This is a genomic window from Xanthomonas sp. LMC-A-07 (genome assembly GCF_030208825.1).
Lineage (GTDB): Bacteria > Pseudomonadota > Gammaproteobacteria > Xanthomonadales > Xanthomonadaceae > Xanthomonas > Xanthomonas campestris.
Window position 1 is genome coordinate 162735 of the sequence record NZ_JARVTF010000020.1, and the last position, 24210, is coordinate 186944.

Sequence of the window (24210 nt, forward strand, 5' to 3'; positions counted from 1 at the left end):
TTCGGGATTGGCAACGACGCGCCAGCCCTGAGCTTTTGCGAATCCCCAATCTCCAATCCCGAATCCTGTTCCGAAGGAACCCGAATGAAATGGTTTGAAATCGCCCTGGTTGTGTTGACGCTGGGCACCGGCTTCATCTGGCTGCTGGACAAGCTGTTCCTGGCCAAGCGCCGTGCGGCGCGCGCCGGTCTGCTGGACAGCGAGCCGGCGATCATCGACTACTCGCGTGCGTTCTTTCCGGTGCTGGCGGTGGTGCTGATCCTGCGCAGCTTCGTGGCCGAGCCGTACAAGATTCCGTCCAGCTCGATGATGCCCAATCTGCTCATCGGCGATTTCATCCTGGTCAACAAGTTCGCTTACGGCTTCCGTTTGCCGATCACCAACACCAAGTTCATCCCGACCGGTGAACCCAAGCGCGGCGACGTGGTGGTGTTCAAGCCGCCGCATGCGCCGGACCAGAACTGGATCAAGCGCGTGGTCGGCCTGCCGGGCGACAAGATCGGCTTCCACGGCGACACGCTGTACATCAACGACGAGCCGATGCGCTACACCGTCAAGGGCGAGTACATCGGCAAGGGCAAGGGCGCCGAGATGACCGGTACCACGCTGCTGGTGGAAGACCTGCCCGGGCGGACCCACACCGTGCTGGAGTGGGTAGACCGCAACATGCCGGCTGGCCAGGGTGACTGGACGGTGCCGGCAGACAGCTATTTCGTGATGGGGGACAATCGCGACAATAGCGAGGACAGCCGATTCTGGACGCAGACTCACTTCCTGCCGGAGGCCAATCTCCGCGGCAAGGCGTTCCTGATCTGGCTCAATTGTGAAGGGTGGTTCTGCAAGGGGAGTTTCGATCCATCGCGGATCGGGACTGGAATCCAGTAAATGCACGCGGTGCGTGCCGGGGGACACACAATGAAGCGCAAGCAAAGCGGTATGACGTTGACGTCGTTCGTGGTGGTGCTGGCGGTGGTGGGGTTTGCGTTGTATCTGGGGATGAAGTTGTTCCCGATGTATCAGGAATATTATTCCGTGCGGACGGCCATGAAGGGTCTGGCGAACGAACCAGGCAGTGCAAACATGGATCCGTCCAAGTTGCAGGATTTGTTCTTCCGTCGTCTCTATATCAACTACTCGGAAAACGTCAAAAAAGAAGACGTCAAGTTCGAGCGCGTTGATGGTGGTTGGCGGATGAAGGTCAACTATGAAGTGCGTCGCGAGTTGATCGGTAATCTGGATATCGTGGGTAAGTTCGATACATCGCAAGACATGACGGCGCGTGGTGTCGAATAGAACTTTCCAGCGCGGTGATCCGATCGGGCATGCGTTTGCCGATCCGGGTCTGCTCGCCCAGGCGCTGCGTCATCGCAGCGCCGGGACGCCGCATAACGAGCGTCTGGAATTCCTAGGCGATGGCATCGTCAATCTGCTGATCGCCGAGGCGTTGTATCAGCGCTGGCCCAAGGCCGATGAAGGCGCCTTGACCCGCGCGCGCGCCGAGCTGGTGCGCGAAGGCGCGCTGGCCGTCATTGGCCGCACCCTCAACCTGGGCGAGCGCTTGACGCTGGGCCCGGGCGAATTGAAATCCGGCGGGCATCGCCGCGATTCGATCCTGGCCGACGCAGTCGAAGCGATCGTTGCGGCGATCTATCTCGACTGCGGGTTCGAGCGTTGCCGCGCGGTGGTGCTGCCCTGGTTCGAGCCGTCGCTGGCCGCGCTGCCGGTCGGCAAGGCCGAGAAAGATCCCAAGACCCGGCTGCAGGAATGGCTGCAGGCGCGACAATTGCCATTGCCGCAGTACGCCCTGATCAGCGAAAGCGGCGACGAACACGCCAAGCAGTTCCATGTGGCCTGCATCCTTGAGCAGCCAGCCGCCCGCGCCGAGGGGCAGGGCACGTCTCGTCGGCTCGCCGAGCAACAGGCCGCAGCCACCGTCATCGCACAACTGGATTCGAACACGTGAGCGAAACCTCTCCCCACCGCAGCGGCAGCGTTGCCGTGATTGGCCGTCCCAATGTCGGCAAGTCCACCCTGACCAATGCGCTGGTTGGCGCCAAGGTCAGCATCGTCTCCAATCGTCCGCAGACCACGCGCCACCGTCTGTTGGGCATTGCCACCTTCCCGGAAGGCCAGCTGATGCTGGTCGATACACCCGGGCTGCACCGCGAGCAGAAGCGCGCGATGAACCGGGTGATGAACCGCGCCGCGCGCGGTTCGCTGGAAGGCGTGGATGCCGCGGTGCTGGTGATCGAGGCAGGCCGCTGGGACGAAGAAGACACCCTGGCATTCCGCGTGCTCAGCGACGCTGACGTGCCGGTGGTGCTGGTGGTCAATAAAGTGGACCGGCTCAAGGACAAGACCGCGCTATTCCCGTTCCTGGCGCAGGTCAGCGAAGGGCGCACGTTCGCCGCCGTGCATCCGGTCTCGGCGCTCAAGCGCAAGGGCCTGGAGGCGTTGGTGAGCGACCTGCTCAAGCTGGTGCCCGAAGCCGAGGCGATGTACGGCGAAGACGAAATCACCGATCGCAGCCAGCGTTTTCTGGCCGGCGAACTGGTGCGCGAGCAGCTGATGCGCCAACTGGGCGAAGAGCTGCCGTATGCCACCACCGTGGAGATCGAACGCTTTGCCGAGGATGGTGCGCTGCTGCGCATCGGCGCGGTGATCTGGGTCGAGCGCGAGGGCCAGAAGGCCATCGTGATCGGCAAGGGCGGCACTCGCCTGAAAGACATCGGCGGCAAGGCGCGCCTGCAGATGGAGCGCTTGTTCGGTGCCAAGGTATTCCTGGAAACCTGGGTGCGCGTGCGCGAGGGCTGGTCGGATGACGAGGGCGCGCTCAAGGCATTCGGGTACGGCGACTAATCTTTGAATCAACAGGGAGGTGCACGATGTGGCTGAAGAAAGCGAGCTTTAGTGGACTGAGGTCTTTTGGCGTCGTCAGGATGGTGGCTAGCGTGCTGGTGCTTGGGTTGCTGCCCTTTGCAGTGAATGCTCAGACTTTCCCATGCTCGAACACTCCCGGACCGGGCGAGCGAATGGTGGGGACGGCACCTGGTGGTCCCGGTCTTGCACCTACACCGCTATGCGTGCGTGATGGTGCTGCCTCGACAGGCGCGGCGCAGCCAGAATATGACCCGCTCAAGGCGCGCGCGACCGCTGCCCTGGGTATGGCGCAGATGCTCTTGAGCGAGAAAGCCAAGCTTGCGAGTGATCCGAATTATCAGCGTTTTCGCAAGGGCTTCTGGCAGCACTTCGACCCTAGTGCCGACGCGAAGCCTGGCGATAATTGCGTTGCTGCCTACGGTAATCTGCAAGGTATCGTGACCCTGGCCGGCCCTGCAGGCGACTACCGCCGCGCGTTGATGTCGTTCACCGGCCCCGGATTGCCGCGACCCAAGAAAGACGGCTTGATCAAGGTGGGCCTGGACGGTGGCGATGGAAAGCCGACAACCGTGCGTGCATTTCACTATCTCACTCCGGGTACTGAATTGGTCACGATCGCCTTCGCGGTCCCCAGCGCCGAGGCAATGCTGGGCGGGATAGACGACACGGCGCATTACAGATTACTCATCGACAACAAGCAGGTGTTCGAAATCGAGTGGCACGACGGCCATCAAGCCAGAGATGAATTGAGGCGGTGTATTTTCGCAGGCAGCGCTTCGTAACCGATTGCATCGCTGCATGCGCCCTGTCTGTCGTCCTCGGGAACGTACGAAAGATGCCACAAGGAGCATTGGCAACTGCACTGCCGGAGACATGATGAGCGCATGGCCTGGGCTGGAAGGGCGCAGGTGAGCGCTTGCCTGAAATGCTGATCGAACACGAGCGCGGCTTTGTCCTGCACGTACGCGCGTGGCGCGAGACCAGCTTGCTGGTGGAAGTGCTGACCGAGCAGCACGGGCGCGTGGGATTGCTGGCGCGGGGCGTGCACGGGCCACGCAAGCAGGCCTTGCGCGCTGCGCTGCAGCCGCTGCAATTGATCCAGTTCACCGCGGTGCAGCGCGGCGAGTTGGCACAGCTGCGCCAGGCCGAGGCCATCGATACCGCGCCGCGGTTGCTTGGCGAAGCGATGCTGGCGGGTTTTTATATCAGCGAACTGTTGCTGCGGCTTGCACCGCGCCATGCGCCGGTGCCGGAGCTGTTCGACTGTTATGCGCAGGCGCGCGCGCACCTGGCTTCCGGTGCCGCGCTGGCGTGGGGGTTGCGGCAGTTTGAGCGCGACGTGCTCGACGGGCTGGGGTTCGGCTTCGATCTGCAACACGACAGTGACGGCCAGCCGATCGATCCGGCCGCCCGTTACCGGCTCGATCCGCAGGATGGCGCGCGGCGGGTGTTGAGCGAGCGGCTGGCGCAGGATCGCCGCGAGACCGTGACTGGTACGGCGCTACTGGCGCTGGGCGAGGACCGGGTGCCGGCCGCCGAGGACATGCCGGGGCTGCGCCGCAGCATGCGCGGAGTCTTGCTGCACCACCTGAGCGGGCGCGGACTCAAATCCTGGGAGATGCTGGAAGAATTGGCGCGACGCGGCGCGTAGACGGTGTCGCGCGTCGGTCGATGTCGAAGGGCGCTCAGGAGATGCCGAACGCTCGAGTTAAGCCGAGCCTCGAAGCGGCATCCGCTTGGACGAATTGTTAGGCCGCGGAACTGACCTGCTCCAGCGTGATGTGGGTTGCATGCTCGTTACCGGTAACAATGAGCTCAAGAAGAACTTTGGAGCCGTTATCGGTTGGGACGAAGCACTGCACCAGGGCGAGCAAGCATGTTTCATTTGGCGCGAAGTATTTAACTACGGGCTCCACTGTTGCTGGCCCTAATGCGAGAGCGATTGCGCCCAGCTCAGACAAGCTCTCCGAGAGCTCCTCCTTAATGGCTGAGGCCGGGTCACGACCGCAAGCTACGGCGTATCCGAACTTGGCGGCTAGGGCGCTTGTATCATTCGCTAGAAGCAGATTAACTGCCTCTCGACCGAATGCAGCTAATTCGCCGTTGTTGATCTGGCTAGCACTGATCTGCATGCGCGGCCTAATGGCGGGTCAGTGCAGCAGCGCGGCCACTGCGGCATGGAACTGGTTCTGTGCAATGCGCGACTGCGGATCGCCACGCAGCAACCGCACCGCACCAGCAAGCCGGGCGGCACCGACAAACCCGCAGCTGGCCTGTAGCCGGTGCAAGTGATTGCGCAGCGCCAGCTCGTCGCTGACCAGCAGCGCCGAATCCACGGCGTCGCGGGTGCCAGGCAGCTCTGCCAGGAACAATTCGCGCAAGGCATTGAGGTGATGCTGCTGGCCGTTGAGCGCACTCAGTGCGGCGGCTTCGTCCCAGTCGCTGGCGGCGATATCCACCACGCCCACCGGGGCCACGCTGTAGCGCCCACGTGCCAGGCCCCGCCGTACCGCCTGCAGCAGCCGTTCGGAGGTCAGCGGCTTGACCAGCATTTCCAGAAAGCCGTCCGATTGCAGCCCGCGTTGCATGGCCGCGTTGCCGTCAGCGGTATGCGCCAACGCGGGGACATCCGGGTGCAGCAGGCGCAGGGCGCGCAACAGGTCACTGCCGGTGCCGTCTGGGAGGTTGACGTCGATCAGCCACAGGTCATGGCGGCGCGCGCGTGCACGGTTCAGTGCCGAAGACAAGGAGTCGGCCCAGTCGACCTGGGCGGGCAGGCTTTCGAGCACGGCCTGCAGAAAGCCACGGCTGATCGGGTCGTCCTCGACCAACAGAACGCGCGGCTGGGGTTCCTGACGTGTTGCCATGTTCATGCTGCCTCCTTGTCAGCGTGCCGCGTACTGCGTGTAGCGCGAGCTCCCGAAGTGTGCCCTGGTTTGCGGGGCGCGACAATTGCTCGCACCCGTATGGCGACCGGCGGCAATCGCATCTGCGACAATACGCACCCTTTTTGCCCGCAGCTTTCGCCACGTGGCCAGATCCAGAAACCGTTTCGACCGTACCCCGTTCCAGACCGCGATCACCGACCTGAGCCATGACGGCCGCGGTGTGGCGCGCCGCGATGGCGAGGGCGGCAAGGTCACCTTCATCAGTGGCGCGCTGCCGGGTGAGGTCGTGACCGCCGAGCCCACCGCACGCAGCCGCCATTTCGATGAGGCCAAAACGGTGGAAGTGCTGCAGGCATCGCCGCAGCGGGTGGCGCCGCGCTGCCCGCATTTTGGTGTGTGCGCCGGCTGCGTGCTGCAGCATCTGGAAGAATCGCAGCAGATCGTGGCCAAGCAGCGCGTGCTGATGGACAACCTGGAGCGCATCGGCCACGTCACGCCGCAGACGGTGCTGCCGGCGCTGGTGGGCGATACCTGGGGCTATCGCCGCAAGGGCCGCTTTTCGGTGCGCCGGGTCGAGAAGAAGGACAAGACCCTGGTCGGCTTCCGCGAACTGGACCCGCGCTTCGTGGCCGACCTGTCGGTCTGCTACACGGTGATTCCGCAGATTGGCGAGAAGATTCCGCAGCTGGCGGCGCTGGTCGAAGGCATGGACGGCAAGCGCGACATTCCGCAGATTGAATTCATCGCCGGCGACGATGCCGTGGCGCTGACCATCCGCCACCTGCAGCCGCTCAGCGCGCGTGACGAGCAGGCCTTGGTGGAGTTCGCCCAGGCGCACGATTTTGCGATCTTCCTGCAGCCTGGCGGTGTGGACAGTGTGCATCCGTTGTGGCCGCAAGAGGTGCCCTTGTCGTTCCGGTTGCCGCAATGGGACGTAGAGCTGGCGTTTCGTCCGTTGGACTTCATCCAGGTCAATGCTTCGCTCAATCAGAAGATGATTGCCCACGCCCTGGCATTGCTCGATGCCAAGCCTGATGACAGGGTACTGGACCTGTTCTGTGGTCTGGGCAATTTCACCCTGCCGCTGGCGCGTACTGTGCGCGAAGTCGTCGGCGTGGAGGGCGACGCTGGTTTGGTGGCGCGCGCACGCGAGAATGCACAGCGTAACGGGCTGGACAATGCGCAGTTCTACGCAGCGGACCTCACACAAGATCAGCGGCAGACTGCGTGGATGCGCCAGGGCTTCGACAAGCTATTGCTGGATCCACCGCGCTCCGGCGCCATCGACGTGCTGCAGCAGCTGCCGCTGAAGCAGTTCAAGCGCATCGTCTATGTGAGCTGCCACCCAGGGTCATTGGCACGCGATGCCGGCTACCTGGTGAACGAGCAGGGCTTCAGCCTGCTCAGTGCCGGTGCGATGGACATGTTCCCGCACACCGCCCATGTGGAAAGCATCGCGGTGTTTGAGAAGCGCTAGCGCGGAGCTTGTGCGTTAGCGTCATGTGTGCTGATCCGAAGCGTACGTGCAATGGCAGCTGATGCTGCACACATCCCGGTCGGGATGTGTGTGGGCTGCTTTCGACCGCGCACCCAGTGGTGGTGAGCGCGTCGGAACTACTGCAGCGAGGCGCGTACGCCGCGGTCAGTCGGTGTGCGGGGTGGCGTTCTGCCACTGCCCATCGACCAGAGCAAACTGCATCTGCAATTCGCCGCGCTCGTTGGCAGCACTGGCCTGGACAGTGCAGGCAACCACCGGTGCGTGCTCGGAGACGGCGCAGCGCTCCACCGCAAGGACCTGCGCCGTGCTGACCGCCTGTTCGAGACTCTTGCGCACAGCTGCATTGCGTTCGGTCACCAGCTTCTTGGAAAAATCCTCACGTAGCAGCACCTGCACGCGGGCGTTGTCGGGCACCGGTGCGGCGACTTCCATCTCGGTGTCGCTGTGCTGCAACTGCCAGCCGTTTGAGGTTGGCAGGAATCGCAGTGCCATGTGCTTTTCGCTGGGCCCGGCCTGTCCGGTAACGAGGCAGTCGACTGCGCCTGGGGTCGTCTGCTCCGCGGCGGGCAGGCAGCCAATTAGAGCCGTCAAACGCGGGCGAAACAGCTCGCCCATCACGTCATCGCCCTGGCCGGGGTTACCTGCTGCGTCCTTCTGCATCGCTGTTTCCAGCGCGGCCTGGGCCTGTGCGAGCGATGGCGCTGCGGGCGCGGCGCTGGCACCGCTGGCGGCGAGCAGCAGTGCGGTGGCAAGAACGATCTGCGGTGTGTAACGGCGACAGCCTGTCATGGCGTGCATCCTTTCAGTGGGGGCGCGGAGTGTAGGTGGGTGGCTCCCACAATAGCCAGGCATTTTTCCGCGCGGCCGGCCATACTTGCCTTCATGGGTATCGAAATCGAACGCAAATTTCTGGTGACCGGCGACGGCTGGCGTACCGCCACGCATGCGGTTATCCCGATGGCGCAGGGCTATATCAACGATCAGGCGTCGCTGCGCAGTGGTGCGCAGAATGCCTCGGTGCGTGTGCGCCTCCAGGGCGATGCGGCATTCCTCAACCTCAAGTCGCGCGAGCTCGGGCATACCCGTCAGGAGTTCGAATATCCGATTCCGCTCGACGATGCGCGCGCGCTGCTCGCGTTGTGCGTGGGCGGGCTGATCGACAAGCGCCGGCATCTGGTTCAGTACGCCGGGCATGTGTGGGAGGTGGACGAATTCCTGGGTGACAACGCCGGGCTGGTGGTGGCGGAGGTCGAGCTGGAGCACGCCGACGAAGCGCTGCAATTGCCAGACTGGATCGGCGCGGAAGTCACCGACGATGCGCGCTACTACAATCTGGCGTTGGCATCGCAGCCATTTTCGCAGTGGTCGGTACGCTGAGTTCCACCGGCCGCAAGGCGCGGGGGATCTGTTCGCGCGGCGCAGCGTCTATGCTGCAACCCAACTCAACCATGCGATGCACACACCTGTCATGAGAATCGATATCTGGTCCGATGTGGTGTGCCCGTGGTGCTGGATCGGCAAACGCCGCTTCGAGCAGGCAGTGGCCACGCTTGGTGAGCGCTTACCGGCGCTGGAAATTCACTACCACGCCTTCCAGCTGGATCCAGACAGTGGCCTGCAGCCGGTGCCCTTGCGCGAGGCCTTGCTGCCGAAGTTCGGCAGCGCCGAACGTACCGAACAATTGTTGGCGCAGACCCAGCAAACCGCGCGCGCCGAAGGTCTGCCGTTTGATTTTTCGCGTGGGCAGGTACAGGTCACCACCTTGCCCGCGCACCGGCTGATCTGGTTGGCGGCGCGCGAAGGTGATGTCGAGCCGGTGATCGAAGCGCTGTTCCATGCGCACTTTGCCGAAGGCAAGAATCTTGCGGCGGCCGACACCTTGATCGCTGCCGGTGCGGCTGGCGGGTTGGCGCCGGCACGCGTGCAGGCGCTGCTGGCGTCCGACGAGGGCAGTGCGCAGGTCCAGGCGCAGCTGCAGCAGGCCGCGCAGATCGGTATCCGCGCGGTGCCCAGTTTTGTCATCGATGGGCGCAGCCTGCTCCAGGGTGCGCAACCGGCCGATGTCATGGCACAGGCGTTGCTGCAATTGGCCGCCGAATCCGCGTCGGCCGCCGCAACCGGCGATGCCTGCGGCCCGGACGGTTGCGCGATCTGATGCGCGCGGCCGCGGTCGCCACAGCCTGATGCGCGGGCCCCGCACGCGGCGCACGGTGGCGGTGATCGGTGCCGGGCTGGCCGGCCTGCGCTGCGCCAGCGTGCTGCAGGCGGCCGGCTACGCCGTCACGGTCTTCGAGCAGGCACCGGCGCCAGGTGGACGCATGCGCGCACTTGCAGGCCAGCAGTGGCACTGCGATCACGGGGCGCAGTACTTCACTGCGCGTGATCCGGACTTCATGGCGGCGGTAAGGGCGTGGATAGCAAATGACTGTGCTGCGCCATGGCCTGCGCGTCTGGCCAGTTGGGATGGCACCACCCTGCAGCCCTCGCGTGGCACGCTGCAACGCTTTGTCGGAGTGCCGGATATGGCGGCGCCGGCGCGTGCGCTGGCGGTTGGGTTGGACCTGCGTACAAAAACGCGCATCGATGCGCTGCAACGCACCGAACACGGCTGGGCACTGAGAGGTGCTGGTCTGCCAGAAGCCGTGCATACCGAACTGCTGGTGCTGGCGCTGCCCGCGCCGCAGGCCGCTGCGTTGCTGGAGACGGCTGCGAGCGATCTGGCGCGCATTGCTGCCCGCGTCCGCATGCAACCGGCCTGGGCCGTGGTGGCACGTTTTACGGCGCCGGTGGAGGCGGGTTACGACGGGTTGTTCGTCAATGCCGGCCCACTGCGCTGGATCGCCCGCAATTCCAGCAAGCCTGGCCGTGTCGGTGCGGAGACTTGGCTGCTGCACGCCACCGCGCTGTGGAGCCACGCCCATTGGGATGCCACGCCAGCAGAGGTGATCGACCAGCTGCTGCCGGAATTACCGGCGCTCGGCTTACCCGCGCCGCTGGCGTGTGAGGCCTTCTTCTGGGAAGCGGCCAGTACCGAATCCCCGGCCGTGGCCGATGCGTGCGTGTGGGATGCAGCATCGGCGGCAGGGCTGTGCGGCGATTGGTTGGTAGGCGGCAAGGTCGAGGGCGCCTGGCGTAGCGGAACCGCGCTGGCGCAACGCATCTGCGCGTATGACGCAGGCGGTCGCGACTGAATCCATCGGCTGCCACTGCGCGTATTGCATGGAAGAGGTTTAGGAGCACAGCCGCATGGCGGATCAGGTTGAGCGGGCATATCGCGATGACGGAATGCGAAGCCGCACGCATTGCGTGACGGAGCAAGCAGCATGCACATCCCGCATCGGAAACGAGTCGCGTGCCGCCGATGCGTGAACACGATGCAGGCGGTGCAGACACGGGCGCCGAACCGCAGCGCTGGGTGCCGGCGCATACGCTGCGCCTGGTGCTGGGCGACCAGCTCAATCCGCTGCACAGCTGGTTCGAGACGCCCAACGCCAGTGTGGTCTACGTGCTGATGGAGGTGCGTGCGGAAACCGACTACGTGTTGCATCACGCGCAAAAAATCTTGGCGATTTTCGCGGCGATGCGCGCGTTCGCCGCGCGCTTGCGGCAGGCCGGGCACCGCGTGCGTTACGTCAGCATCGACACGCCCAGCAATCGGCAGTCGATCACCGCCAATCTGGAAGCGTTGATGGTGCACTACCGCGCCAAGTGGCTGGAATACCAGGCGCCGGACGAGTGGCGCCTGGATGAACTGCTGGAGCAGTGGTGCGCAGCCCAGCCGTTTGCCAGCCGCATGGTGGGCAGCGAACATTTCCTGACCGAGCGCGAGGACGTGGCCGGGTACTTCGATGCGCGTGCGGCCTGGCGCATGGAAGTGTTCTATCGCCACATGCGGCGACGGCATCGCATCCTGCTGGACCACGCGGGCGTACCGGAAGGCGGGCGTTGGAACTTCGACCATGACAATCGCGCGCCGTGGCCGGGCGACCCGCCGGCACCGGCGGACTGGCGCATGACCCACGACCATGCTGCGCTCTGGCAGACCATCGAGGCAGCCGGCGTACGCAGTTTCGGTGCGCCGCAGGCTGATGCCTTGCCCTGGCCGCTGCACCGCGACGAAGCGCTGCAGCAGCTGGACGACTTCATCACGCACGCGCTGCCGCATTTTGGCCGCTACGAAGATGCGATGAGCACGCGCAGCCCGCGGTTGTTTCATTCGCTGCTGTCGTTCGCACTGAACGTCAAGATGCTGCACCCGGCCGAAGTGATTACACGTGCCGAAGCGGCGTGGCGCGACGGGCACGCGCCGCTGGCGTCGGTGGAAGGCTTCATCCGCCAGATCCTGGGTTGGCGCGAATATGTGCGCGGTGTGTACTGGTCGCAGATGCCCGGTTACGCGCAGTCCAATCAGCTAGGCCAGCACGCGCCGCTGCCGCACTGGTTCTGGGATGGGCAGATCGGCATGCGTTGCCTGGCCGATGCGATCGGCAATTCGTTGAACAACGCGCATGCGCACCACATCCAGCGGCTGATGGTAATCGGCAACTTTGCGCTGTTGGCCGGGCTGGATCCACAGGCCTTGCATCGCTGGTATCTGGGCGTCTACATCGACGCGTTCGAGTGGGTGGAGTTGCCCAATACGGTAGGCATGAGTCAGTTCGCCGACGGCGGCTTTCTCGGCAGCAAGCCCTATATCAGCGGCGCGGCGTATATCGATCGCATGAGCGACTACTGCACTGGCTGCGCCTATCAGCGCAGGCAGCGGGTGGGCCCGCGCGCATGCCCGTACAACGCGCTGTACTGGGATTTTCTGGCCCGCCAACGCGTGCTGTTGGGAGGCAATGAGCGGCTGGCGTTGCCGTACCGGCAACTGGACGACATGGCGCCCGAGGCGCTGGCGCAGCTGCAGGCGCAGGCGGAGCATTGGCGCGCGCACTTGGAGGTGCTGTAGGCGCCTGGGTAGCACGGCAATGGGCGCCGTCGGGGAGAGGTCGGTGCCGTTGTTGGCTGGATCCTTTTTCAGCCTGAGCAGAATTCTTGGCTTGCCTGCACATGCAACCTGGCTGGTCACGCGGAAGCATTACCGCGCGCCACACCGGCACAAGCAATCACACCGGCACTGGTCTGCAGAGCGCAGCAGCCAGTCAGCCGACAGCGCTTGCAAGCAAACCCAATAAAAAATCGCTGAGAAGGACTCCTCCGGCACCCAACAAGGTCGCCGCGCCCATTCCCAGCACCCGCGCAACAGCCAGCCACGGCCGCCCTTGCCTGAATGCGCGGTCTGACGCTGCTGCGCGCATCTGCGACAATGCCGCGCTGCGCCATCGTGGCGCCTGGCCCGGGAGTCCCCAACATGCTTCTGATCGGCGTTGCCGGTACCGAACTCAGCGCACAGGAACGCGACTGGCTGCAGCACGACGCCGTCGCCGGCGTGGTGCTGTTCAAGCGCAACTTCGCCTCGCGCACGCAGGTGGCCGAGTTGTCGGCCGCCATCCGCGCCACAGCGCCGCGCCCGCAATTGATCTGCGTGGACCAGGAAGGCGGCCGGGTGCAGCGCTTTCGCGAGGGTTACAGCGCCTTGGCGCCGCTACAGAGCTTTGGCGCGCTGTATGCCACCGACCCGGAAGGCGCGCTTGCCCAGGCCCGCGCGCATGCGCAGCTGATGGCCAGCGAAGTGCGCGCCAGTGGTGTTGATCTCAGTTTTGCCCCGGTGGTGGACCTGGCACGCGGCAACCGCGCCATCGGCGACCGCGCCTTCAGCGACGACCCGCAGGTGGTGGCCAGCTTCACCCGTGCCTACGTGCAGGCGCTGCACGCCGCCGGCATGGGCGCCACGCTCAAGCATTTCCCCGGCCACGGCACCGTGCTGGAAGACACCCATGTCGACCACGCCAGCGACCCACGGCCGCTGGACGTCCTGCTGGCCGAAGACCTGGTGCCGTTCGTGGCCGGGATCGACGCCGGTGCCGACGCGGTGATGATGGCCCACGTGGTCTACCCGCAGGTGGCGCCGGAGCCGGCCGGCTACGCGTCGCGCTGGATCGAGCAGATCCTGCGCGGGCAACTGGGCTTCCGCGGCGTGGTCTTCTCCGACGACATCGGCATGGCCGCCTCGTTCAGTGCTGGCGGCGTCGCCGGACGGGTGCACGCGCACCTGGATGCCGGCTGCGACGTGGTGCTGGTCTGTCACCCCGAACTGGTCGCCGAGTCCTTGCAGGCGGTGGCCGGCCGTACGCTCAACACTGCCGCACTGATCGGCCTGATCGGCCGTGGCGCGCTGGGCTGGGATGGCCTGCTCGCCGATGCTCCCACCACCTCCCTTTCCGCCTCTTTCGGAACACTTGCCTGATGTCCACGCTCACCATTTCCCAGGCCCTGGCCCAAGCCGATCTGCTGGTCGACCGCCCTGCCATCGATGCCGCCGTCGCCACCATCGCCGATGCAATCGCGCGCGACTACGCCGGCGAAGTGCCGGTGTATCTCACCATCATGCACGGCGCGCTGCCGTTCTCCGGCCAGTTGGCGCTGGAGCTGGGCGCGCGCGGCCAGGACCTGCAGTTCGACTATCTGCACGCCACCCGCTACCGCGGCGAAACCACCGGCGGCGAGCTGGTCTGGAAGCACCGCCCGGCCACCGCGCTGTTCGGCCGCCGGGTGATCCTGGTCGACGACATCCTGGATGAGGGCTACACCCTGCAGGGCGTGCGCCAGTGGTGCCTGGAGCAGGGCGCCACCGATGTGCGCGTGGCAGTGTTGACCGTCAAGCGTCACGACCGCTGCGTGCCGGGCGTCACCGCCGACTACGTGGGCGTGGAAGTGGCCGACCGCTACGTGTTCGGCTTCGGCATGGACGTCAACGAGCAGCTGCGCGGCATTCCTGCCATCTATGCGATGAAGCAGTAAGCCAGCGCACCTACCCACCCCGGTGGGTACAGCGCTGCGCCATTGCCGGTGCAGCGTTCTTCATTTCGTCTTTCGATGCAGAGGTCTGTGTGTCTTCCAATTCCATCGCATTGGCCGTCATCGGCGGCACCGGCGTGTACAAGCTGGCCCAGCTCGACCAGGTGCAGACGCACGCGATCGACACCCCATACGGCGCGCCGTCCGGCCCGATCCGCGTGGGCATGCTGCTCGGCCATCGCGTGGCATTCCTGGCCCGGCATGGCGAAGGTCATTCGCTGCCGCCGCACAAGGTCAACTACCGCGCAAACATCGCTGCGCTGCAGCAAATCGGTGCCACCCGCGTGCTGGCGCTCAACACTGTCGGCGGCATCACCGAGTCCTTCGGCCCGCGCGTGCTGGCCTGCCCGGACCAGTTGATCGACTACACCTGGGGCCGCATTTCCACCTTCTGCGAGGAGGCCGGCAGCGAGGTGCAGCATGTGGACTTTGGCCACCCGTATTCGCCGATGTTCCGCAGCAAGGTGATCGCCGCGGCCAAAGTGACCGGCGTCACGCTGGTAGCGGGTGGATGCTATGGCGCCACCCAGGGACCGCGATTGGAAACGATTGCAGAGATCGCGCGGATGCGTCGCGACGGCTGCGATCTGGTCGGCATGACCGGCATGCCCGAAGCAGCGCTGGCACGCGAAAAAGGCCTGGAATATGCGTGTTTGGCGATCGTGGCCAACTGGGCGGCGGGCTGTGGCGACGCGCAGGAAATCACCATGGCCGAGGTGCTGTCGAACGTGGATGCGGCCTCGTCCGGACTGCCGGAGCTGATTGGCGAACTTGCACGCGGGTGATTGTCATCGGGGCATAAGCTTTGCATACTCGGCGCGTACGCTCCGCCGTACACCACCCATTAATTTTGCAAAGGTCTCGCATCACCATGCCGAACGGTACCGTCAAGTGGTTCAACGACGCCAAGGGATTTGGCTTCATCTCACCGGAGGACGGCAGCGCCGATGTCTTCGCGCACTTCTCCGCGATCAACTCCAAGGGCTTCCGCAGCCTGCAGGAAGGCCAGCGCGTCAGTTATGACGTGACCCAGGGCCCCAAGGGTGCCCAGGCTTCGAACATCACGCCGGTTGAGTGATTCACTCGATTGTGCGATTGAAGAACCCCGCTCCGGCGGGGTTTTTTTTGCGCCGGTCCATGTCGGGCCGGTGAGGACGCAGACAGAGCACGGACGATGCAGCAGACATTGCGAATTGCGGTAGTGGGATACGGCACGGCGGGGCAGGCACTGGCCGTGCTGCTCGGTGCCGATGGGCATCGGCTGGACGTGTTCGAGCGCGCGCCCGCGCCCGGCCCGGTTGGTGCGGGATTTCTGTTGCAGCCGAGCGGGCTGCAGGTGCTGTGGAAGATGGGCCTGCTGGAGCAGTCCTTGCAGCACGGTGCACCGGTGCGGCGGCTGTATGGCGAGACGCCCTGCGGGCGCGCGGTGATGGACATGCGCTACCGCGACCTGGATGCGCGCCTGATGGGCCTGGGCATGCAGCGCGGCGCGTTGTTCGCGTTGCTGCGCGATGCCTGGCCCGAGTACGCCAACCTGCACATCGGCACGCAGATCACCGCGGTCGATCACGACGGCGTGCGCGTGCAGGACCAGCGCGGGCAATGGCATGGCCCCTACGATCTGATCATCGCCGCCGATGGCTCGGCATCGACCTTGCGCGCACAGGCGCAGGGCACCCAGCTGGATCGGGTGTATCCATGGGGCGCGCTGTGGTGTTTGTTGCCACGCGAAGACTGGCCGTACGTGGACGAGTTGCGGCAGCGCTACATCGGCGCACGCAAGATGATCGGGCTGCTGCCGGTGGGCACGCGGCCGGGCGATGACACGCCGCGGCTGAGCTTTTTCTGGAGCCTGCCCTGCAGCGATTTCGCTGCATGGGAAACCCGCGGCATGGACGCCTGGCGCGAAGAAGTGGCGCAGATGTGGCCGGACGCGCTTGCACGCCTGCAGACCGTGCAGGTGCATGGCGCCTTGGCGCGCGCCAGCTACCGCGACGCGGTGGTGTCGCGCTGGCACCGCGGGCGCTTTGCGCTGGCCGGCGATGCCGCGCATGCGATGAGCCCGCAGCTGGGGCAGGGCGTGAACATGGCGCTGCTGGATGCACTGGCGATGCGCGATGCCTTGCGCGTCGGCGCGGATCTGGATGCCGCATTGCAGCGCTACCAGCGCGAACGCCAGGCGCATGTGGCGATCTATCACCGCTGGAGTCGCTGGCTCACGCCGCTGTTTCAGTCCGAGCGCGATGTGTGGGCGCGCGGGCGCGATCTGTTGCTGCAGCCGATGGGCCGCGTGCCGGGTGGGCGCGGCCACATGCTGCGCGTGCTCAGCGGCACCCAGCACGGCTGGTTCGGCAAGCTCGCGCTGGACCCGGCGTTCGTCGATGCATTGGCGCAGCCGGTGCCGGTGCCAAGTTCGAGTAATGCAGGAGATGGCATGGCTGCGTAGTGACGTGCAGCGGCAGTCGCCGTGCGGTTGGCTTCACTGATGAAGTGAAGTTGGTGCGCCGCACGCGCCTTTGCATCAACGCGGTGCGCGCGTTGTCACCGGACCGGCAGCGCCATCGCATCGCCTTCGACGCAGGCAACCAGGCGTTCGCCTTCGACTAGGGTCGGCACGATGCCGGCAGTGAAGTGCGAGAACGCCGGCAGGATGGTCACGCCGTCGCGCAACCAGAATGCCGGCCAGCGGCGCGACAGGCCGGGCAGCGCCGCCAGCGGATGCAGGTGGCCGCACAGCACGTGGCGGCTGGGGTGCGGGAGCGGGTCATGGCGCAGCAGGAACGGGCCATCTTCCACCTGTTCGCCGGCCGCTTCGATGTGCAGATCGGCGCCTGCCAATGCGCGGTCGTGATTGCCGCGGATCGCAATCACCTGCAGGGCGCAATGGCGCTCGCGCCAGGCGCTCCAGCGGCGGTGCCAGGCGGCGCGCGGTGCCGGCCCATGCAGCAGGTCGCCCAGAATCCAGAGCGCGTCCACCGGGCGCGATGCCAGCAACGCGTCCAGCCGCTCCAGATCGTGTTCGGTGCCGCCCGCAGGCAAGCCGATGCCGGCACGCCGGAACACATCGGCCTTGCCCAGATGCAGATCGGCGATCAGCAATGCGCGCCGCGCGGGCCGATACAGCGCACGCTCGCCGAGCAGCTCCACCGGCTCGCCTGCCAGGGTGAGCTGCACGCTATCGGCCATGCTTGCGTTCCAGTTGCGCGGCCGCGCGCAGCACGCGCGCTTTCCAGTCTTCGGTGCTGAGTTGCCCGCGCACGCGCTCGGCCCATAGCGGGAACGACAGCGGCGTCAGGCTGCGCGGTGTGCACAGGCGCAAGGCGCGCGCTGCGCAGTCTTCCAGCGCGTGGGCCAGGCGCGCGAATTCCAGCTGGCCTTCGAAGACTTCGCGCTCGGCCTGGGCCAGTAGCAGGTGGTCCGGGTCGAAGCGCTGCAGCACGTCGTATAGCAGGCCACTGGAGGCCTGCAGCTGGCGCAGGCTGCGCGGCGCACGCCCAGGCAGCGATGGCGAGAGCAGCCCGGCGACGCGCGCAATTTCACGAAACTGCCGGCGTGCCAGCTCACCCAGATTGAGGCTGTCGCGCAGGTCCTCGAACAGCCGTGCCGGCGACAGCAATTCCTGCAGCAGCGCGGCATCCACCGGCACGTCCTGCGCTGGCGACAGCACAAACCCGTAATCGTTGGCTGCAAAGCTAAAGGTGTTGCGCTGCCGCCGGCCCCAGCGCGCAGCCAGCAATGCGGCCAGACCTTCGTTGACCTGGCGCCCAGCGAACGGGTACACGAACAGGTGGCGGCCATCGCGCGCCTTGATGGTTTCCACCAGTAGATGGCCGGGGCCGGGCAGTGCGGACAGGCTGGCCTGCAAGTGCAGCAACGGTGCCAGGGTCTGCATTTCCGGCGCGTCGCCGGGATCGGCGAACACCGCCTCCACCTCGCGCCCCAACGCCGAGGACAACGGCATCCGCCCGCCCATCCACTTGGGCACTACGCCGCTGCCGCCCTTGGCGATGCGCACGTAGGCGGTCATGTCTTCCAGCCGCACCAGTTCCAGCAAGCGCCCGGCGAACTGGAAGCGGTCGCCGCGCTTGAGGCGACCGACGAACTGTTCTTCCACCGCACCCAGCCGGCCGCCGCGCAGGAACTGCACGCGCACGCTGCCATCGCTGGTGATGGTGCCGATCGACAGGCGATGCCGCAGCGCCACGCGCCGGTCGGTGACGCGGTAGATGCCGGCGTCGTCGCGCACCACCTTGTGGAAATCGGGGTAGTGCGCGAGCGCACTGCCGCCTTGCACGATGAAGTCGAGCACGGCCTGCCAGGTGGCCTCATCGAGTGCGGTGAAGGCATCGGTGCCGCGGACTTCGCGCAACAACGCATCGGCCTGGAAACCGCCGCCCAGTGCCAGGGTCACGCAATGTTGGGCCAGCACGTCCAGTGAGAGCCGCGGTGGCGGGCGTGCTTCGATCTGCCCATGTGCAATCGCACGCCGCGCCGCCGCATATTCCAGCAATTCCAGCGCATGCGAGGGCACGCACACCACATGGCCGGATTCGCCCGGGCGGTGCCGCGCGCGGCCGGCGCGTTGCAGCAGGCGTGCGATGCCCTTGGGGCTGCCGACTTGCAGCACCTGATCCACCGCCGGAAAGTCCACGCCCAGGTCCAGGCTGGAGGTGGCCACCACGCAGCGCAGACTGCCGTCGTGCAGGCCGTGTTCGGCCGCGGTGCGCAGCGCCGGATCCAGCGAGCCATGGTGCAGCGCCAGCGTAGCCGCATCCTCCGGCCACACTGCGCTCAGCGCCTGGTGCCAGAGCTCGGCCTGTGCGCGCGTGTTGGTGAACACCAGGCTAGTGCGTTGTTCCATCAGTTTGTGCAGCACGCGCGCCAGTTGTGCCAGACCGAGATGGCCGGCCCACGGGAAGCGCTCGCCGGTCTCGGGCAGCAGCGTTTCCAGGGTCATGGCGCGTGGCTTGACCCCCGACACCAAGGCCGCGTCCGGTTGATGCGGCAGCAGCACATCGCGTGCCTGCGCCAGGTTGCCCAGCGTGGCCGACAACCCCCAGATGCGCAGCGCCGGTGACCACCCGCGCAGGCGCGCCAGGCACAGTTGCAACAGCACGCCGCGCTTGTTGCCGAGCAGCTCGTGCCACTCGTCGACGATCACGCAGCGCAGCGCCGCCAGCTGCGGCGCGGTATCTGGATACGACAGCAGCAAGGCCAGCGATTCGGGCGTAGTGACCAGGACATCGAGCTTGCCGCTGCGGGCCAGGCGTTTGTCGCGCGCACTGGCGTCGCCGGTGCGCAGGCCTACCTGCCAATCCAGGCCCAAGGCCTCCACCGGTTCGCGCAGGGCACGCGCGGTATCGGCAGCGAGTGCGCGCAGCGGGGTGATCCAGAGCACCTGCAGGCTACGCTGCGGCTGCCGCCGGCCACGTGCACCCGCCGTGGCCGGCGGCGTGCGTCCGCGTGCGGCCAGCGCTTCCAGCAGCGGGCCACCAAATGCCGCCAGGGTCTTGCCGCTGCCGGTTGGGGTGTGCAGCAAGCCGGATTCGCCATCCAGATAGCGCTTCCAGACATCGCGTTGAAACGGTAACGGCGCCCAGCCGCGCTGCGCAAACCAGGCCCGCCATTGCTGCAACGGCGTGCCGCGCTGTGGCTGTGCCGGGCTCACCGCGCCAGTGCCTGCAGGCTGCTCAGGTGATCGGCCTCGGCGAAGGGTTTGTCGTGGCGCCAGCGCAGGATGCGCGGGAAGCGCACCGCAATGCCGGACTTGTGCCGCGTGCTGCGATTCACGCCTTCAAAGCCCAGTTCGAACACATGGTGCGGCGTAACTGCGCGCACCGGCCCGAAGCGCTCGGTGGTGTTGGCGCGGATCCAGCGATCCAGTTGCAGGATCTCGGTATCGTCCAGGCCCGAATACGCCTTGGCGATGGGCACCAGCGCGCCGTCGTGCCAGAGCCCGAAGGTGTAGTCGGTGTACAGCGTGCTGCGCCGGCCATGGCCGGCCTGTGCGTACAGCAGCACCGCATCGATGGTCAGTGGGTCGATCTTCCACTTCCACCAGTCGCCACGGCGGCGGCCGGATTGGTAGGGCGAACGCGCGCGCTTGAGCATCAACCCTTCAACGCCGCGCGCACGTGCATCCAGCCGCACCTGCGCGGCGGCCTGCCAATCGGTGGGTTGCACCAGCGGCGAGGCGATGATGCGTGGGTCGGCGAGGGTGGCGAGCACGCGCTCCAGTAGTGCGCGGCGTGCGTGCAGCGGGCGCTCGCGCAGGTCTTCGCCGTCCAGTTCGAGCAGGTCGTAGGCGACCACGCGCGCTGGCGCCGCCGCCAGCGTCTTGGGCCCTGGCTTGAGCCGCTGGATACGCGTCTGCAGCGCGGTGAACGGCATCGGCAACGGTTGTTCCGGTTGCCATGCCAGCAGCTCGCCGTCGATCACGGTGCCGTCTGGCAAGCCCATGGCAGCCTGTTCGATCTCTGGAAAGCGGCCATCCAGGCGTTCTTCGCCACGCGACCACAGCGCCGCTTCACCAGCACGACGCAACAGCTGCAGCCGGATGCCATCCCACTTCCATTCCAGCAGCCAGTCGTCGATGGCGCCCAGGCTCTCGACATCGGCCTCCAGCGGCGACGCCAGAAAAAACGGGTAGGGCTGCTGGCGGTCGCCTGGCAGCTCCTCATGGGTGAGCAGGTCGGCCACATACGTGGCATGCGGGCGCCAGCTGCCGAGCATGCGCTGGGCAATGCGTGCGATATCCACGCCCGACAGTTCTGCCAGGGCCTGCTGCACCAACCGTTGCGACACACCCACGCGCAGGGCGCCGGTCAGCAACTTGTTGAAGACCAGGCGTTCGTCGAAGGCCAGCGTGCGCCACGCCTGCACGATGCAGTGCTTGCGCACCGCCACGTCTTGATTGGCGATCGGCAGCAGGCGTTGTTCAATCCACTCGGCCAGTGACACATCCACCGCCTCGCTGGCTGGATCATCCAGCAGCAATGCCAGTGTTTCCGCCAGATCGCCTACATGATCGTAGCTGTCGGCTACCAGCCAGTCGGCGATCCCGGCGGCCTCGGCGATCCACTCGCGCAACTCGCCGCTGGCGGCGATGCGCATGCGCGCACTGGCCACCTTGCCACCCGCCAACAGATACAGCGCCCAGGCCGCATCCAGCGGCGGCGCTGCGCGGAAATACGCCACCAAGGCGGCGCGCTTGTCGAGCGTGCCGGTGCTGCGGTCCAGGGTGCGGTACAACGCCGCAAACCGTTTCACGGCGTTGTTTCCGCGCTGGCCAGCAGCGGTGTCGCGCGCAGCCGCAAGGCAGCGCGGGTGAACGCACTCAACGCGCGTGGGCGACGTTGCGGGCGCGGTGGCCCCAGCGTGGCGGCGGGGGTGGCGCGATGCACACAAAAGGCCAGCGCATGCCGGCGAAACGCCAGTGCGCCACTGAGCCGGATCCGCGGCCGCGCGCGGACATAGCGGCGTGCAGGCAACGGATTCATTCCTCGGCTCCAAAGTCGGTGCGGAAGGCTTCGGCGGCCACGCCGTGCTCGCGCAGGTGCTGGATCAACGCATCGGTGTTGCCATGCGTGGCGATGACCCGGCGCGCGCCGGTGTCGGCGATGGTGCGCAGCAGGTCGGGCCAGTCGGCATGATCGGACACCACAAAGCCACGGTCGTAGTTGCGTCGCCTCCGGTTGCCGCGGATGCGCATCCAGCCCGAGGCAAAGCCCTGCTGCGCGTGCCGAAAGCGGCGAATCCACGGGCTGCCAGCTGCCGATGGCGGGGCCAGCACCAATTGCCCGGCGTAGTCTGCGCCGCGTGCGTGTTCGCTCACCGGTTGCGTCTCCAGCATGGCGATGCCGGCGTGCCGGTACACCTCCACGCCGGCGGCGATTGCGCCATGCAACAGCGCTGGCTGCGTGTCCCAGGCGCGTAACTCAGCAAGCACGCGCTGCGCCTTGCCCAGCGCATAGCAATACAGGATCGCCGCCTCGCCGCGCGCGGCGCACTCATGGCGCCAGGCCACGATATCGGCCGCCACCTGCGCGGTGTCCGGCCAGCGGTACACGGGCAGCCCGAAGGTTGCCTCGGTGATGAAGGTGTCGCACGGCACCACTTCGAACGGCGCGCAGGTGGGGTCGTGTTGGCGTTTGTAGTCGCCGGAGGCCACCCACACCTGGCCATCGACTTCAATGCGCACCTGCGCCGAGCCCAGCACATGACCGGCCGGATGCAAGGACACCCGCGCGCGTCCCAGGGTGAACGCCTCGCCATTGGCATGCGGGTGATAGACCTGCTCGCCCAGCCGCCATTGCAGGATCGGCAGGCTTTCGCGCGTGCAGTGGTACTCGCCCATGCCGCCGCGTGCGTGGTCGCCATGACCATGCGTGATCACCGCGCGCGGCACCGGCCGCCATGGATCGATATGGAAATCGCCTTGTGGGCAGTACAGCCCTTCGGGCCCAAGCACCACCAGATCGCCGCGTGTGTCATTGCCGTTGTGCATGCGGCAACTCTGGCCAAGCCGATGTGCAGATCCTGAGAATGGGGGTGGTGCGTGCGAGATGCTGCCTGTGTTGCGCAGATGCGGCGTGCACATCGGTGTCAGATGCCTGCCTGTGGAAGGCCGCGATGGGGAGCACAGAGCCCCGCGCGGTGGAGGTTGCGCTGGTCGCCAGTGGGCAACGATGCAGCTGCGTCACGAAGCTGCGCGTGGCGACTGCTCCACGAACATGCGCGCATTCGGCAGGTGCTGCACCAAGGCGCCGGTACCGCCAGCGCGATCCAGGTGTGCATGGGACAGGATCAACCATTTCTTGCGCGCGATGGGCTACCAAAGGAGCTGCGCCGTCTCGGTAGCAGCCGACCTGGTCCTGCGCGCGTTCGACCCTGACCATAGTCGTTATGTCCGGACTGATCGCCGGAACCGCAACAGGCCGATGCAACTGCCGCTCCAGGAGGCGCACGGCGCCGACTGCGGGCCACGCCGCACCGCCATTACGCAGCGCAGCTAATGCCGCGTACGACGCCCAGGTGTTCGCACCGCCGTGGCCTCCACCGCCAGGCTGAAGCCGCGTTCCTCACCGCCCTGCATGGCGCCCACGTCCACCACCTGGCGGCGGATTTCCTCGCCCTTGCCGTTGCGCACCACCACCACCACCGTGTATTCCCAGGCATCGCCATCGGCCGGGTGGCGAATCGTGCCGTCGACCTTGAGCGGCACGATCGGCGCCGGCTGGGTGTGCTGCGCCGCCGCCGAATCGAAGCGCAGATGGTGCCGGCAGGCAGGGCAGACGACCGCGCTTTCCAGGATCGTCGCCTTGCAATGCGGGCAGCTGCGCGTGGCGCCGGGCGTGCCCGGGCGGGGTGCACTCATGTGGCGTCGCTGTCTCCGGCCGCAACCACCGGTTTGGCCGGCGGCTTGCTGCCGGTGTCCTCGCCCCAGCCAAAGTCGGCCTGGCCACGCATGCGCGCGCCGGAGGCGACAGTGAGGCTACCGGCCTTGACGTCGCCGACCAGCACGCCGGAGGTCTGCAACTCCACCTGCGCAGCCGATTCGATATTGCCTTCCAGTTCCCCGGCAATGATCACCTTGTTGGCGCGCACGCCGCCGTTGAGCTTGGCGCCACGTTCGATGGTGAGATCGCCCTTGACGTTGACGTCGCCCTTGAACCGGCCGGCCAGGCGCACATGTCCGGCACCTTCGATCTTGCCCTCGATGCTGATGTCGGCGGCGATCAGGGATTCCTTCGCCTCACTCTGCCGGGTTGGCGCCGGCGCCGCCGCCACCGGCGGAGTTGGCGTCACCGCCGCTGCAGCGGCCGGGGTGGCGGTGGGTTCGGCATTGAACAAGCGGCCATCGGCCGGCGGAACCTCGGGCGCTGCGGGAACGCCGTCTTTCTTGTTGGGACCTTGATCGCGCCACATCGACATCGGGACTGCCTCGCTTGGATGGGTCACGCCGACTATCGCTGCGCTAGAGCA

At 66.3% G+C, this 24210-nt stretch carries 26 protein-coding genes and 1 pseudogene; 16 read left to right on the plus strand and 11 right to left on the minus strand.

Features of this window, described 5'->3' with window-relative positions; translation table 11 throughout:
• Positions 1 to 84: 84 nt before the first annotated feature.
• The 6 genes from lepB to recO all read left to right on the plus strand — a co-directional run bounded on the left by lepB (position 85) and on the right by recO (position 4531).
• Positions 85 to 885 (plus strand): signal peptidase I, encoded by an 801-nt coding sequence (gene lepB, locus QRM89_RS19205; protein WP_103699959.1) that lies wholly within the window; start codon positions 85 to 87, stop codon positions 883 to 885.
• Positions 886 to 1293: a DUF4845 domain-containing protein gene (locus tag QRM89_RS19210; protein WP_116903517.1), complete on the plus strand. Its 408-nt coding sequence runs from the start codon at positions 886 to 888 to the stop codon at positions 1291 to 1293.
• Positions 1283 to 1963, plus strand: coding sequence for a ribonuclease III (gene rnc, locus QRM89_RS19215; protein ID WP_011036467.1), 681 nt, complete (start codon positions 1283 to 1285; stop codon positions 1961 to 1963). Before QRM89_RS19210 ends, rnc begins: the two co-directional genes overlap by 11 nt.
• Positions 1960 to 2859: a GTPase Era gene (era, locus tag QRM89_RS19220; RefSeq protein WP_115004221.1), complete on the plus strand. Its 900-nt coding sequence runs from the start codon at positions 1960 to 1962 to the stop codon at positions 2857 to 2859. The genes rnc and era overlap by 4 nt, the downstream gene beginning before the upstream one ends.
• 26 nt (positions 2860 to 2885) lie before the next feature.
• Positions 2886 to 3662, plus strand: coding sequence for a hypothetical protein (locus QRM89_RS19225; protein ID WP_228418039.1), 777 nt, complete (start codon positions 2886 to 2888; stop codon positions 3660 to 3662).
• 143 nt (positions 3663 to 3805) lie between these two features.
• On the plus strand, positions 3806 to 4531 hold the full coding sequence (recO, locus tag QRM89_RS19230; protein WP_285448827.1) for a DNA repair protein RecO: 726 nt from the start codon (positions 3806 to 3808) through the stop codon (positions 4529 to 4531).
• A gap of 97 nt (positions 4532 to 4628) precedes the next feature.
• On the opposite strand, the gene QRM89_RS19235 is transcribed toward recO, so the two are convergent.
• A complete protein-coding gene (locus tag QRM89_RS19235) occupies positions 4629 to 5012 on the minus strand; it encodes a hypothetical protein (RefSeq protein WP_228879419.1) in 384 nt (127 codons plus the stop codon).
• Positions 5013 to 5030: 18 nt separating this feature from the next.
• Positions 5031 to 5753 carry a response regulator gene (locus QRM89_RS19240; protein ID WP_285448736.1) on the minus strand — a complete coding sequence of 241 codons (723 nt, stop codon included), beginning with the start codon at positions 5751 to 5753 and terminating at the stop codon, positions 5031 to 5033.
• A 157-nt stretch (positions 5754 to 5910) separates the two neighbouring features.
• Between QRM89_RS19240 and rlmD the strand changes: the two genes are divergently transcribed.
• A complete protein-coding gene (rlmD, locus tag QRM89_RS19245; RefSeq protein ID WP_115572717.1) occupies positions 5911 to 7245 on the plus strand; it encodes a 23S rRNA (uracil(1939)-C(5))-methyltransferase RlmD in 1335 nt (444 codons plus the stop codon).
• Between the two features lie 165 nt (positions 7246 to 7410).
• Here rlmD and QRM89_RS19250 read toward each other — a convergent pair whose 3' ends face one another.
• The gene (locus QRM89_RS19250; RefSeq protein WP_285448737.1) at positions 7411 to 8055 is read right to left on the minus strand and encodes a hypothetical protein; all 645 of its coding nucleotides are present in this window, start codon (positions 8053 to 8055) and stop codon (positions 7411 to 7413) included.
• 93 nt (positions 8056 to 8148) lie between these two features.
• Between QRM89_RS19250 and QRM89_RS19255 the strand changes: the two genes are divergently transcribed.
• The 9 genes from QRM89_RS19255 (at position 8149) to QRM89_RS19295 (ending at position 16672) form a co-directional block, all read left to right on the plus strand.
• Complete coding sequence (locus tag QRM89_RS19255) at positions 8149 to 8643, plus strand: CYTH domain-containing protein (protein ID WP_285448738.1); 495 nt, start codon at positions 8149 to 8151, stop codon at positions 8641 to 8643.
• A gap of 91 nt (positions 8644 to 8734) precedes the next feature.
• A complete protein-coding gene (locus tag QRM89_RS19260) occupies positions 8735 to 9421 on the plus strand; it encodes a DsbA family oxidoreductase (RefSeq protein WP_183111350.1) in 687 nt (228 codons plus the stop codon).
• A 28-nt stretch (positions 9422 to 9449) separates the two neighbouring features.
• Complete coding sequence (locus QRM89_RS19265; protein WP_274348524.1) at positions 9450 to 10457, plus strand: FAD-dependent oxidoreductase; 1008 nt, start codon at positions 9450 to 9452, stop codon at positions 10455 to 10457.
• A gap of 170 nt (positions 10458 to 10627) precedes the next feature.
• Complete coding sequence (locus QRM89_RS19270; protein WP_285448739.1) at positions 10628 to 12217, plus strand: cryptochrome/photolyase family protein; 1590 nt, start codon at positions 10628 to 10630, stop codon at positions 12215 to 12217.
• 402 nt (positions 12218 to 12619) lie between these two features.
• On the plus strand, positions 12620 to 13615 hold the full coding sequence (gene nagZ, locus QRM89_RS19275) for a beta-N-acetylhexosaminidase (RefSeq protein ID WP_274317389.1): 996 nt from the start codon (positions 12620 to 12622) through the stop codon (positions 13613 to 13615).
• Entirely contained in the window at positions 13615 to 14169 is a 555-nt protein-coding gene (locus QRM89_RS19280) for a hypoxanthine-guanine phosphoribosyltransferase (protein WP_011036478.1), read from the plus strand. The genes nagZ and QRM89_RS19280 overlap by 1 nt, the downstream gene beginning before the upstream one ends.
• Positions 14170 to 14258: 89 nt before the next feature.
• On the plus strand, positions 14259 to 15011 hold the full coding sequence (locus QRM89_RS19285; protein ID WP_285448740.1) for an S-methyl-5'-thioinosine phosphorylase: 753 nt from the start codon (positions 14259 to 14261) through the stop codon (positions 15009 to 15011).
• Between the two features lie 86 nt (positions 15012 to 15097).
• Entirely contained in the window at positions 15098 to 15304 is a 207-nt protein-coding gene (locus QRM89_RS19290) for a cold-shock protein (RefSeq protein ID WP_003488188.1), read from the plus strand.
• A 96-nt stretch (positions 15305 to 15400) separates the two neighbouring features.
• On the plus strand, positions 15401 to 16672 hold the full coding sequence (locus tag QRM89_RS19295; protein WP_285448741.1) for an NAD(P)/FAD-dependent oxidoreductase: 1272 nt from the start codon (positions 15401 to 15403) through the stop codon (positions 16670 to 16672).
• A gap of 95 nt (positions 16673 to 16767) precedes the next feature.
• Here QRM89_RS19295 and pdeM read toward each other — a convergent pair whose 3' ends face one another.
• From pdeM to QRM89_RS19335, 8 genes and pseudogenes are all read right to left on the minus strand, one after another.
• Complete coding sequence (gene pdeM / locus QRM89_RS19300) at positions 16768 to 17412, minus strand: ligase-associated DNA damage response endonuclease PdeM (protein ID WP_285448742.1); 645 nt, start codon at positions 17410 to 17412, stop codon at positions 16768 to 16770.
• Complete coding sequence (locus QRM89_RS19305; RefSeq protein WP_285448743.1) at positions 17402 to 19894, minus strand: ligase-associated DNA damage response DEXH box helicase; 2493 nt, start codon at positions 19892 to 19894, stop codon at positions 17402 to 17404. The genes pdeM and QRM89_RS19305 overlap by 11 nt, the downstream gene beginning before the upstream one ends.
• Positions 19891 to 21495 (minus strand): ATP-dependent DNA ligase, encoded by a 1605-nt coding sequence (locus QRM89_RS19310; RefSeq protein WP_070692582.1) that lies wholly within the window; start codon positions 21493 to 21495, stop codon positions 19891 to 19893. Before QRM89_RS19310 ends, QRM89_RS19305 begins: the two co-directional genes overlap by 4 nt.
• Positions 21492 to 21725 (minus strand): hypothetical protein, encoded by a 234-nt coding sequence (locus tag QRM89_RS19315; protein ID WP_040941587.1) that lies wholly within the window; start codon positions 21723 to 21725, stop codon positions 21492 to 21494. The genes QRM89_RS19310 and QRM89_RS19315 overlap by 4 nt, the downstream gene beginning before the upstream one ends.
• A complete protein-coding gene (locus QRM89_RS19320; protein WP_011036484.1) occupies positions 21722 to 22732 on the minus strand; it encodes a ligase-associated DNA damage response exonuclease in 1011 nt (336 codons plus the stop codon). Before QRM89_RS19320 ends, QRM89_RS19315 begins: the two co-directional genes overlap by 4 nt.
• A 219-nt stretch (positions 22733 to 22951) precedes the next feature.
• Positions 22952 to 23050 (minus strand): annotated as a pseudogene (locus QRM89_RS19325) (MBL fold metallo-hydrolase); the annotation flags it as partial.
• Between the two features lie 186 nt (positions 23051 to 23236).
• Positions 23237 to 23602 carry a hypothetical protein gene (locus tag QRM89_RS19330; protein ID WP_228438942.1) on the minus strand — a complete coding sequence of 122 codons (366 nt, stop codon included), beginning with the start codon at positions 23600 to 23602 and terminating at the stop codon, positions 23237 to 23239.
• The gene (locus QRM89_RS19335; RefSeq protein ID WP_285448829.1) at positions 23599 to 24159 is read right to left on the minus strand and encodes a polymer-forming cytoskeletal protein; all 561 of its coding nucleotides are present in this window, start codon (positions 24157 to 24159) and stop codon (positions 23599 to 23601) included. The genes QRM89_RS19330 and QRM89_RS19335 overlap by 4 nt, the downstream gene beginning before the upstream one ends.
• Positions 24160 to 24210 lie beyond the last annotated feature (51 nt).